The organism is Reichenbachiella carrageenanivorans (assembly GCF_025639805.1).
Lineage (GTDB): Bacteria > Bacteroidota > Bacteroidia > Cytophagales > Cyclobacteriaceae > Reichenbachiella > Reichenbachiella carrageenanivorans.
On record NZ_CP106735.1, the window covers coordinates 381529 to 394473 of the forward strand.

The following is a 12945-nucleotide window of genomic DNA, read 5'->3' on the forward strand; positions in this document are numbered from 1 at the left end:
ACCTTTATTTTTTAGCGGATACACTATAGGCAATATCATACTGACTCACCTTCTTACGACCATACTTGAACGACTCTCGGTAGGTAGACGATAGCCTCCCCATATCATCATATTCATACTCGGTATACAAATTGTTGTTGTCCAGCACAAAAGTCAATTCATCATAACTATTGTAGACATAAGCAGTCATGGGGGCATCGATAGGGTGGACACGGAAGTCGTCGAAGTAAGCAGTGCTTCCTCCAACCTCACACCAGATTTTAAGCTGATCCCCTGGACTCTGTGAAGGAACATGCGCCGATAATAAATACCAGTTACCCGCTTGCCTAACCTTTGGGGTTAGTATTTGCTCTTCGCCTTCATTTACTCTGTATTTGATCAATCCATCATTCTGAGTTGACCAAACACTTACTTTGGTGTTTCTTGATTGGGTGAGCGAAGCTTCAAAGCGGAATACCTTAGAGCCCGGACTGGCTGAAAGGCTCATTTCCCCTGTATGAACGTTCTCGTCATCGTCATCACTTGCTGTGTATAATGTTGCATCTCCCTGAGATACAGTACCACCAAAGTAGCCATTTACTACCTCGTCTTCTGCTCCCGAATACGCAAATTCACTATAAGATGCATTGGCTACGATGGCCAAGACCTTCTCTTGCTTGCTATCCATCTTGGTGGCAGCAAAGTTGCCGTTTACATCTGTGGCTTCCAAGGCATGAGAGTAGCGATCGTATAGCGTGATTTCGGAGGTTTTTTGCCATAATTCGTTGTCACGACTGTCATCGGTATTCCACGAGTAAAACGGAGGATGATCTTCGCTTGTATAGGCTATAAGACCCTCATTAGCAATTTTCAAATTGCTCTGTCCTGCTGTATAATTGAACCCCTTATGCTTTCGCCATGAATCAGAGCTTAACAACTTGGCTATGCCTGTATGATTATCATTAGACTCAAAATCTATTCCATCCAAATCAAGAATCTCAAACCCCAATAAATTATCACTCCAATCTCCTAATTCAAGATTATATATATTTCCTCCTGTATTAAACTCCAGTATTTGTCCATTAAAACAGAAACCTTTATCTGCTTTTAATACGGGTGTATATGTTTGTTCACTAGAATTATACTGGTTAACTATTGAAGCCGCTTTAGAATTAGCAGTAATGTTCTTTACTTGATTGGCCCAAGTCTGAATACTAGCAGAAACCAATGCTTCTTTAGTAAGATCACTCTCACTTGACACTTTATATGTGTAGTTCGCGGCTTCCTGCGTGAGCATGTTTTTGCCTCTGTGGATGGCTAAGCCCATACCCCCTACACCTCCATACTTTCGGTAGGCAGGAATAATCTCAGACAAAAAAACATTCCCATATCCATCATTCGTTAATGTTTTTGTAACAGCACCAGAATAAAAATCAAACCCCAAGTTAGATGTACGAGTAGTAACTCCTGTTTTATAATTAATGCTGGTTTGACCTGTCTGAATTAATGGATATCTTTCCTTTTTAGATATAACACCCAATAAATGGTAAGGGTGAACATCTCGATTCTGGTATGATCCAACATCAACGTCATAATCTCTCACCTCTATAGTATAATCTTCCTGTCTGACATACCTAGCATCCACATAGGATTCTTGTATCATCCCTTGACTACTAAATTGACTTTCTATCTTATCAGACAACGTTTTATATGGATTTATAGATCCTCCTTTCCCATCACCAACAATCACATCTCTATTATCAAATAGTGTTGTATATGTATCGGATAAATAATGATTAATAGTTTTAGCCATTAAAGGATCGTTTGATTTTTCATTATCCCCATCGGTGTTTTCATATCGCGATATCGATTTGAGTGTGCCCACCTGTGCCGTTAAATCACTAATAGTTATTCTTCGTTGCCTCACCTTGTCAGTCCATGAGATAGGATCATGATATAACCTTTCAAGAGTAACATCTTCATCTGGGAATGGTTGATAATCAAAATCTACCATGTAATCTTCAAAGGTCTGGAATTCGTATGTGGAATAAGTCGGCGCAAAACTTTCTTTCCCTTCTCCATTAGTAAAAGACTCATGAACGGTTACCCTACCATACATAACCCCTGGGGCTGGAATTTCCCTTGAGTTGGTCAACAGGAAATCGAAATTTTTATAAACAGCTTTTTTAAACTCCTTTTCAGCATTCTCATAAACATCCATATGTCCACTTGCGGCATTTTTCAGTGCCAATAATTTGGTTAAATCTATAACACCAAGATCAGTTGGCTCAAATGAAGTAACACCTTTCTCATATTGGTAATTAGTATTACTTTTTATGTTTTTTACCCGGTCCAAAATCGAAATTTTCTTTGTGCGAAGCCCGCCGCCCAATGTACTTGTATTGTTACTAGTAAATATATTTCCTTGAACAATCTCATTTTTTTCATACTCATATATTCCCATAAATACTGTTTCAGTCGAATTATAGTTATTACAATTAGCCACATCTGTATATAACTCTAAGAGTCTTTCACCTTCACCTGATAATAGTTCAAATAGTTCTTCGTTGTTTATTTCGAGATGATCATTGTAAACAGAAAGTATGTTGGAATTTTCTATCAAATAATTATTAACCTCAAATACATCTTTCACCCAAGTATACATTATACATTCCGTAGGATATAAAGGCTTTGAATACTCCTTGTTTTTCATTAAAAAAGTAACATTTAATGACAACTCCTCTAATAAATCTTTGTAATTTGAGATATCTTCGTATATAAAAATTTTCAATATGTTAGGATCAGAACCCAATTCAATTTTATCGACCGTTAATAAACTTTGATTATATAGTTCAGGCTTTATGTATTCATCATGTTCATACTCAACCCTAACCTCATTTCCATAACTTGTTTTTATAGAACATAAGCTCCATGAATCAACACTTTCACTAGATATCTTAGATGTGAATCTTGCTAAATTTTCATTCTTACCATGCTCATAATAGTTCGATTTATACATCCCCCAGATATCATGAGCTTCCCCATCATATGGTGGGTTTTTAGTTTGCTTCCAGCTTACCTGCACTTGATCTGCAAACTGATTCCGTCCGAGTATTTTTAGTTTGAGCTTAATGCCTAAATCATCCTGAATAAGGGCATAATAATTAACTGCTCCTTCAGATAACTTAATAATATCGCCTTTTTGCAACCCTGATTGAGTTTCCATTAAATAAGAAGTAGCTCCTTCTCTTTCGATCTTACCTTGTCCATAGATAGGTTCCTCCAACTCATAATTAAACTTAACCGGAGGAATAAGATCCGCCCCGCCCTTACCTTTGAAGGAAATATGTTGCAAAGTTAGTTTGCCTTGTAAAGGAATCGTAACTGGTGAGCTATTGATCAGGCTTGTTGGATAACTATTAATAGTTTCGGGGCAGAGTGCGCCTTCGTCGGGCTTATTGGTGTTGCCGATAGCAATGACCCTAATGGCCTTTTTCCCAACAGCGTCTGTCAAATCATATGCATCCAATACATTGTCAGGTAAATGTTGCTTAACCACCCGCTCACCCGTTATGCTATTAGATACTAAGGACCAGTCGTAAGTCATTTGTTGCCCCAGTTGACTACCAACGGTTTTGTCCAAACCAAAAAGGTCTTCATTTTTAAACAGATAAACCTCCTTCAATTTCAAACTACTAACCGGCAATGAACGGGTATCTATAGATATAGCATCATTATCAAAAGTCCTAGGGGATATTTTTGTGTTTATAATTTTAGGTTTATAACTCCCCTCTTTCTCATCGTCTGTAGTAGGTGTGCCATACTTGTTTTTGAAATGTCTAATTGCACTTTTAGCATCGTCACGGATGTCTTTCACAAAAACAGCCGTGTGTGTTTTGGTCTTGATCTGATCCAAATAATATACTTCTTTGATACCTGTGGAAAAGTTTTCAAAGTTTGTGTCTAAATCTTTGTGGGTTCCTAAATCAGGATTTCTCCATACATAGTCTTCCGTCCACTTACCGTAGTCAAACTCCACCCAATACCCCCAATCTTCTTCATCAAACTCCCCTATTACCCCTCTATCAACGAAATCTGGCCCAGTAATACCTGTCAACAACCAAGTATAAGCATACTCCTTAGGCTTTATAATCTCATTAAAAGTAGTAACTCCTGTGATTTTTTCTGAATATTGATATTCTTCTGAAGCATATACTGGTAAAGAGAAATGATATTTTACCCCAGATTCATTAGTGACCACATATGCTCCTATTTGGTGATTACTTGTTCCATTTCTATTAAACCCTGAACTATTGGTATCGATAAACCCAACACTTTTTAGACGAGCGTTATTAAACTTTATTTCATAATTTGTAAAATATTCAATGTTTTTTGACCCAGCCAGTTTCCCGTCAATCATCCCTGCCAGCTCACCGTCACCCGTCACTTCTGAAGCCGCATCATTAAAATCAAAATTCAACAAATCTGAACCGTTTGTAAAACTAGGGGGATCAAACAAAAAACGATTTGAAAAATCACCTATAAACCTAAAACCCAGTTGATTAGAATGTACGCCGTTCGAGTAATGAATGGTATTATATCTATCATCATCTTTTGAGTTTTGGCGGTGTAAATACCCTTTGAAAATATAGGGTTGGATATTACCCGAAATGCCTTGAGCATTAATGCTATAATGATCATAGCTTGGGAAGGATCCTCCTAGTACCTTATCTGGATCAGGGTTGTCAACGATTCCACCACTTTCACTTGGATCAAGCAAGGAGTATGTATCATAGGCCTTGTCATCATAATAATGCCAATCAGTTCGTTCATATGTAGGGTAGTACAAAGACCCATTCGTTGCTGTATTTTCTATCTCATCAATCCAGTAACGCTGATTTCTGAACCCTAAATGCAAAAAAGGAATTGGTAACGTAAAGCTAATTCCAGATGTGCTGATTTTTCCTGTTTTACTATTCCCAACATTTGATGCTCCAACCACAGAAAGCGAAGCGGCTCCACCAGACCCAGAGGAAATAGAAGCACCCATCATATTAGACGATCCCTTACCTTTTCCATAATCATAGCTCACCCCCACACCAGAATAACCCGACACGGATTTGAAATTTGTAGAAATACCTACACTTCCAGACAATTGCATACCTGTAGACTCTGTTTTACCCGTGCCTACACTAAGACCTGCGCTTGCATATGGGTTTCCCCATGGGTCAACACCAACTCGTCCTCCTGCACTAAGTGGGCTGTCTTTTTGTCCAAGCGAAACCCCAAAGCCTACGAAACCGCCAACTCCAAAACCTTGATAAGTATCATGCCCCACGGCAAGGCCTACTGTAGCACCACCAACCCCTGCAATCCCTAAAGTATACCCAACTTCGACACTAGTTCTTTCCCCTCCTTCCCAAAAGAATCTATTTGTATTTGTTACGTCCTTATGATCATCAGCGAAGCCATTCACCGTCCTATTAATCGCCCCGGGGTTCAAAGTCCAGCCTAACCCTACCCACGAAGCTTCCTCTCCAGGCATGATGCCCGCGTGATAAGAAAGAGACAAGGGGTAGCCTCCGGATGGCCCAGGCACTTCTAGCAAAGGAATGTTGTAAGTAAAATCTCCCGTCTGTAGGTTCACCATATCCGTGGTATCTATCGGCTCGAAGCTGGTGGCTTCGGGAGCCGTAGGCCCAGAGGTGAGGGCATAAGATACCGTTGGCAAAAAAGTCGAAAACAGGAAATTGATCAGCAAAAAAGCGGATACGACTCGGATGTATTTTCTAAGGGTGTGCATAAGGCTAATTTTTGACTTTACTTTTTTTAATCTTTGGACTCATTATTAATCGTGACAATACAACATCAATAAGCTTCTAGCTTTCGATTCGAAGACTTCTTTGCTTTTTCTATTCATCCCCTAAAACCTTCAGATGACCTCCTTGCAATACCACTTTACTCTTTTCAGATCCTGGAAAATCTCCTTCTACTACTTTTAAATAGTCTCGTAATTCAAGATATCCTCCATCACTTATAAGTAATTGCCCCTTCTTACCTGTTATCCCTTGTTCTACTTTCAATGATTGGCAATAAACAGTATTTGAAATTGTGACGGTATTACCTACGATTCTAACCTTATCATTTACCCCAGGAGCTACCCCATCAGGCCATATACTAGCATCCTCCCAATTACCATCTGCCAATGAGTATACGGGGCATACTGTGTTATACTCAGAGGCGGGGTCGATTGAGCCGACTGCATTTTCAATGTTTAACTCTTGATCTTCATAAATAGTAAGGCACAACAACAAATCATGGCCTGTGGCATTCAAAGAAGTCAGATTAGGTAGCATTGAAATATCTAATTTAATTAACTGATTGTCAGAACAATCCAATCCGGTCAAAAATGAATTGGAAGCAAGGTTCAATTCCTGCAACTGATTATGACTGCATGAAAAAGAAAGCAAACTGGTCAACCCACTTAAATCAATCTCTGTGAATTGATTATCATCAACATCAATTGTGGTAAGGCTAATATTATTAGATAGATCTAGCGTTGCCAGTTGATTGCCTGCTAGGTTTAAATCCTCCAATAAGGTGTTGGCCGTTAAATCCAATGCCGCTAATTGGTTAAAAGAAGCATTCAGAGAAGTTAAGGAAGTGAATTCCTGAATGCCTTCCATATTGGCAATATTCTTATTTGACACATCCAGCGTCGTTAATTCTTTTACTACATGCTTATACACCAAACCATCATGAACATTGTCGTAACCCAAGTCAATCAGCGCCTGCTCGAAGTTTTCGTCAAAAATAGCAACCACCTCTTGTGTAGTAATTGAAACATCATCAATAGCTATATCTCCAGCATAGCCATCTCCAGTAGTTCCATGATACCGAATAAGTACAGTCGTATTTTTATAGCTCGTTAGGTCTAAGTACTTTTCATGCCAGGCATCTCCTTGATCGCCTGATATCGACCATATGGTCGTCCAACTATTTCCGTAATTAGTGGAAACATCTACTTTCAGAGTTCCCATATTGGCACCATACATATGATAATGAAAAATAAAAAATGGATGAGAGATATTTGATAGATTCAAAACAGGACTTTCATAGATCCCAACCTTGCTCGGATAGTTAGGGCTCGATGCTTCGAGATATACATATCTACTCCCTTCATAAGCACTCGATGGACCTGTGTTTTCTGATGGAGTACTCCCTGATCTATCTTGCCAACTAATACTTTGACCTCCTACATTATGCCAATATTCATGATTTTCAAAGGTATAGGAATAACTCTCCTGTGGTGAGCTTATAACTTCAATAGCATCAATTGCAATATAACTCATATCTCCTGAGCCTGCAGTTCCTATAAATGAGAGGGTAACTATTCCATGCCCAAGGAAATTTACATCAAGATCTACCTCTACTGATTTCCAACTATTTCCCTGGTCTCCTTCTATACTCCACATAGAAAATGGCTCACCTTCTTCATTTGTCAAAACTAGCTCTAAAGAGCCTATATCAGCACCATACATGTGATAGGAAAATTTCAACTTAGGACTTGAATAAAGACTGAGATTATATTCCGGTGAAATTAGTTCTCCTGTCTGATTCCCATCAGGTGCTTCCATATAGCAGTACTTACTACCTTCAGGAGCAACCATAGGGCCTGTAGCTCCTGAAACCCACTCCACTTGATTACTCGCTGGATTCCACCAAGTGGCTGGTGTAGATTCAAAATTTTCAGCATACGGAAAAGCAGCTTCTAGTATTGGGTCAGAATAAGTAATGCTTACTACAGGGGCATAACTCGTATGCTCAGAAGAACCATAGTTTCTTGCACAATAAGTAGTTTCATTTACCATTTTCATCATGAATCCAAAATTGGTAGTAGGGTTATTTACAAAGTCTTGAACCAAACCTGTGATATTGATAACTCTAGTCTCATATTGTGAGGTTGACTCTGGCACAAACACTCTACCAGAGGTTGTGGTAGAAGGCTGATTATTCCACGTTACCGATGTTTCTCCCCAAGCCGAAGTGATCTTCTCTAAATAAACCTCATTACTACTCGTATAAGACGAATTATGAGCATATACATAAGTCCAAGAAGGGTCTGTCCTAAAAGTAATTGTAGCGTTAGTGATGACACTCCCTTCAGGAACTGCACTACAATCGATTCTCATCAAACTCCGAAAATAATCACTCCCCCCCTCCGCAGTCCAAGTTGCGGCTTTAAACACTAAGCTACTACCATAATTACTCGTTGGCTTTGTTGATCTCAAATAAGTATCATCGATTGCTGATGTGCCACTAATTGTAATAGTAGTTTGTGCATTCCCTTCTAAAGAGATGAAAACGAGGCAACATACAATTACCAAAACACTTTGCACATAACGGTATGACTTACAGATCCAATTCATCATCCTCAAATTTTCTTTTTTGGTTTTTATATGCTTCTTGACGGGCTTTTCCTAATTCTTCTCGCAAACTAAGAAAAGTATCAAACTGATCCTCATCTAAAATTGATGCCAACTCAACTTTTGTTTTATTATTAATCAACTTTAAACGATCCTGTTTTTGATCTTTCGCAACCTCCTTATTGCTCTTTAGTTTTTTTATAGCCTTGCTTCTCTTGATTAAAACCTGTTCTACACGTTCCTTCTGAGTGGCAGAAAGGCTTAATTCAACACTTAACTTTTCTAACATCGCCTGTCTTTTATCCAAAATCTCAACTGAGGTGCTATCAGACGAAGCGAAGAGTTGAATAGGTAAAATGAGTAAGAATAAAATTGCTAGTATTTTCATATGTGACAGTATAAATTGTTTCGCCTTATACACTATATAAAAACCAACCCTTAAGACTTCAAAACAATTCATCACCTTGCGATAGCAAGGAATATGATTGAAAAACATGAAAATTTACCGAAATGATCAACAGGCATGGAGACTATGGCAGAACACCCAGACACCTATGGCTCTCCTTTTTCAAGAGTCGGAAATCTTACTTCTTACTTAAGTATATAGAGTCTTAAAAGAATGTAATAAGCATAGAAAGTATAGTTGGTCGTTTGTTTTGGTTGATATTATGAGTTCTCATCTTTCATTTAAAAAAATGGCAATCACAATAATATCAATAAAGTAATCACTATCCAAATTGGTTGAAAAATAACCAGTTCAATCACCATTAATCTTATGAGTCAGTCTGTAAAGTTGGGAGGATCTTACTATTAATCTTCTTTGTCTAAAAAAATAGCATTGGGAAAAGAGTTATCGAGTTTGTTGTTGTTTGGGGGTATGTTGGATTATTTCGAAGTGGTTTCCATGAAGCTAAAAGAGAAACAATATTTCATTTATTCTAGAAGAAAAGAATATTACTCCCGAGCAGTTTAAAGAGGATAAATTTTAATGATTCCCTGAAATTGACAATATAAAAATTTGCAAGAAGTAATTGTATCATATTAGGTTAGTTTTTAAAGATTTTAAATTAAAAATTGTCTCCTCTCCGTTCTGAGAGACAATTTTTAATTTAAAATCTTCATTATGAAATATCCTAAATTGAACGAACCAGGATTTTTTTACATCCTAAACATCAATGGCTTTACTAAATTTGGCATTACTCAGAATTTTAAAAACAGAATGAAAAGTTACGCCTTAGAATATGAGAAAAGCCAAAGACCATTCAATGCTGCAATTCACTATGTTGAAGAATATGAAAAGTTTTGGCAACTAGAATTTGTAGAAACCATGTTAAGACGAAAACTTAACCCTTGGGTTTCTTCTGGCTATGAAACGATCAGGCATGACATTCCGACTCAAAAAGTGATTGACTGTTACAAGAGACTTAAATCCTTTTTAGTTGAATATAACAGCTTCGAACATATCAAAGAATACTATCCTATTGGAAGGCTACGGTTCAAATTATATAAACTCTACTTCATAGAAATTCAAAAGAAGTTAGATGCCATTGAATTTATATAAAATTATTATCTCGTTGCTCATTAAAAGCAGCCATTTGATTTACTAAATGTTTTACCTTACAATTCTATTTATTTGATTATTAATAAGATATGTAGTCCCCTACGGACTACAAAAAAAGCCACTCAGTTGAGTGGCTTTTTTTGTATCTCACTATTCGCCCTGAAATAATTTGACATCATTGTCACTTTTTTAGGACGAGAGTTGGTCTTCATTTGATCAATTTTTAATGACTTTCATTGTTTCAATCGTTTGGCTCCCGTTTAGCATTAAAACGTAAACGCCTTTATCAAATTTTTCTAAATCCAACTTTATCTCTGTCGCCTTAGTATCAATCACATCACTCAACACCACTCTCCCATTTATGTTGTACAATGCATAGTTGCCATATTCAGCCTTTTCTAATTTAATAGTCATCCGTCCTTCTACCGGATTTGGATAAACTTGAAAATTATTCCCTGAATCCTCAGCGATGATTGGTTGCTCTGCAGTACCTGATAACCTAGCACCAGCGCTTGTCCCAAACACTTGAACCTCAGCTAAAGAGAGTGCTTCGGTATAATTGAGCTGAACCCTGATAATCTGGCCTTGAACATTGCCAGCATTAGTTGAAGCTGTTGGATATTCAGTGAAGTCTTGAGAAAATGTGGTTACACCGCTACTATTGATTACAGATACTGTGTAATCTGAAAGCCTGCTTGCAGTATTACCTGTTCTACCAAATATATTAATGTCTCCAATGCTGTATTCTGCGCCAAGATCTACCTCCCACCAGGGATTGCTTGAATTTGCTGTATGGGTTACAGATCCACCTCCCCAGGCTCCGTTTGTGTTATCATCAATGGCACGAGAAGCCACGCCATTATAATCTGTAGATGATTGCGTAGCTGTGCCGTTAAGGGCAAGGTTAGAACTTCCTCCTGATGTTACTGTTATAGCAGTCGCATCGGTATGACCACCATCTTGGGTGGTTGCAGTAATCGTTGCTGATCCTACACCCTGTGCACTTACCAATCCATTTGAATTTACTGTAGCAACTGAACCGTTACTTGTACTCCATGTTACATTTTGGTTGGTTGCATTTGATGGGATAACTGTTGCACTGAGTTGCTGGGTGCCACCTACAGTTATTGAAGCGCTACTTGGTGATACGCTAACGCCAGTAACTGATACTGACGAATCATCGCCTTCAAACACCTGTACTTCAGCCAATGACAAGGCAAGATCTGATGTATTTAGTTGGATCCTGATCACCTGCCCCATTACATTACCTGCATTGATAATACTCGTTGGGTATTCAGTTAAATCTTGAGAAAAGACCGTTGCATCGGCGGCATTAATCACAGATACTGTGTAGTCTGATAGCCTTGCCGCACAGCATGCATCCGTCCTGCCATATATATTGATATCACCAATGCTATATTCAGACCCCAAGTCTACCTCCCACCATGGGTTTACTTCATTACCAGTAGTATGAGTAACAGAACCATTGTTATAATTACCATCTGTACTGCCATCTATTGCACGGGAAGCCAGTCCACCCCAGCCTGTTGATGATTGTGTCGCGATTTTACCCAGAGCTATGTTATCATCATTCGGAGGAGGAGTTCCGCCAACTGTTAGTTTAATTACTGTGTTAATCAAATCCCATGAATCTCCTGAGCTAAGCGTCAAACTAACCTGGCTCGAAGTCTGAACAAGGCTAACAGCATTACCAGTAAGCAAGTTGACCGCAGAAGAAAATTCTTTACCGTCATCTGGCGCAGAAATAGTTAATGTACTTCCTGAAGGTGGCTTAAGTATGTGGAGATATTCATAGTTACCATCTGCTGATTGAGTAGCAGCTCCCCATTCCAGTTCATTGATCCGTGTTCCGTGCGGTGACAGGTATGATGTGCTTGGGTGTGTGCCTTTGATCGACTCACCCACTGCTCTAACCATGGCTCCCAGATCGCTCATACGAGTCATTAAATCGCCGTTCCACATTTGACCACCTGGGTATGGACCAAACGACCATGAGGTCCCTCCACCTTCTTCGCATGTTGCTGCTTGCATAATGGTGTACTTATACATCTCTACTGCACTATGACCATACGTTCCAGGCACTGACCACCAATACTGGTCAGTCACATTAGCAACGGATTTATCTAACCCAGGCCAGGTTTCGGCATCATTAGCATTGATATCACCAAATCCCTCTTTAGAATTGAACAAATGAGGTCTTCTTATTTCAGCGGCGCCAAAATCCGTCACTTCGTTAGCTTCATTAATCGATATCATGGCACAATTCGGGAGTCTAGATAAGACGGTCTCCCTCAAGCGGGCTTTGTCGGTTTCCACCTTGCGGCTGCCGCTATCAAACCACATCCCACTAATCTTCGTACCATAGCGGTCTATCATTTCAGCATAGACATCATTAATGAAGTTATTAAAGGTGACATTGTTTGTACCATCATAGCCAACATCATCCTTATCTTCATCGCTGAAGTTTTTCGCTTCGTTTGGCTGAGTATACAAAATGATTTGAATACCCTTTGCAATTAGACCATCCATTACTTCACCAATTAAATCGCGCTGAGAACAGTGACCTGGACCTACCCATTCATCCATTTTCTGACTTGGGTATAGAGGAAACATCCCTCCATGCCATGCTGTGAAGATGACATACTCCGGACCAATTTCGTCCATAGCGTCCACGAATTGATCCACATCGAAAGCATCGGCCACCTCATCTACGCTTTGTGGATAAGAGCCATCTTGATATTGTGTAATCGGAAATCCACTATCTGCTCCAGGTACGTTACCCCAGCCATAATGTACAAATACTCCAAATTTCTGAGACACCCAGGGAATCTCCTGCGAAAAAGTTTCCGAAAAACTTATTAAAGAAATAAGAATTGATAGAATAATAAATTTAGTTTTCATAACGAGTTAATTGATAAGTTGATTTAATTAATATCATTTAAGTTTTAGGTTCTAAAT

The 12945-nt window shown here is 38.7% G+C and carries 5 protein-coding genes; 1 reads left to right on the plus strand and 4 read right to left on the minus strand.

The annotated features are described in order from the left end of the window. Positions 1-4: 4 nt before the first annotated feature. From N7E81_RS01590 to N7E81_RS01600, 3 genes are all read right to left on the minus strand, one after another. Positions 5-5629 carry a hypothetical protein gene (locus N7E81_RS01590; protein WP_263051530.1) on the minus strand — a complete coding sequence of 1875 codons (5625 nt, stop codon included), beginning with the start codon at positions 5627-5629 and terminating at the stop codon, positions 5-7. A 262-nt stretch (positions 5630-5891) separates the two neighbouring features. Further along, positions 5892-8411, minus strand: coding sequence for a DNRLRE domain-containing protein (locus N7E81_RS01595; RefSeq protein ID WP_317624060.1), 2520 nt, complete (start codon positions 8409-8411; stop codon positions 5892-5894). Then, positions 8392-8793, minus strand: a complete 402-nt coding sequence (locus N7E81_RS01600; RefSeq protein WP_263051531.1) for a hypothetical protein — start codon at positions 8791-8793, stop codon at positions 8392-8394. Before N7E81_RS01600 ends, N7E81_RS01595 begins: the two co-directional genes overlap by 20 nt. Before the next feature lie 735 nt (positions 8794-9528). Between N7E81_RS01600 and N7E81_RS01605 the strand changes: the two genes are divergently transcribed. Then, positions 9529-9966, plus strand: coding sequence for a hypothetical protein (locus N7E81_RS01605; RefSeq protein WP_263051532.1), 438 nt, complete (start codon positions 9529-9531; stop codon positions 9964-9966). A 216-nt stretch (positions 9967-10182) separates the two neighbouring features. Here the strand turns inward: N7E81_RS01605 and N7E81_RS01610 are convergent, their stop codons facing one another. Then, positions 10183-12888, minus strand: a complete 2706-nt coding sequence (locus tag N7E81_RS01610; protein ID WP_263051533.1) for a galactose-binding domain-containing protein — start codon at positions 12886-12888, stop codon at positions 10183-10185. Positions 12889-12945 lie beyond the last annotated feature (57 nt).

What these genes read in the sequence shown, in the direction of transcription:
- N7E81_RS01590 (WP_263051530.1), bottom strand. Translation starts at nt 5,629, where the DNA reads ATGGTGAACCTACAGACGGGAGATTTTACTTACAACATTCCTTTGCTA.
- N7E81_RS01595 (WP_317624060.1), bottom strand. Translation starts at nt 8,411, where the DNA reads ATGATGAATTGGATCTGTAAGTCATACCGTTATGTGCAAAGTGTTTTG.
- N7E81_RS01600 (WP_263051531.1), bottom strand. Translation starts at nt 8,793, where the DNA reads ATGAAAATACTAGCAATTTTATTCTTACTCATTTTACCTATTCAACTC.
- N7E81_RS01605 (WP_263051532.1), top strand. Translation starts at nt 9,529, where the DNA reads ATGAAATATCCTAAATTGAACGAACCAGGATTTTTTTACATCCTAAAC.
- N7E81_RS01610 (WP_263051533.1), bottom strand. Translation starts at nt 12,888, where the DNA reads ATGAAAACTAAATTTATTATTCTATCAATTCTTATTTCTTTAATAAGT.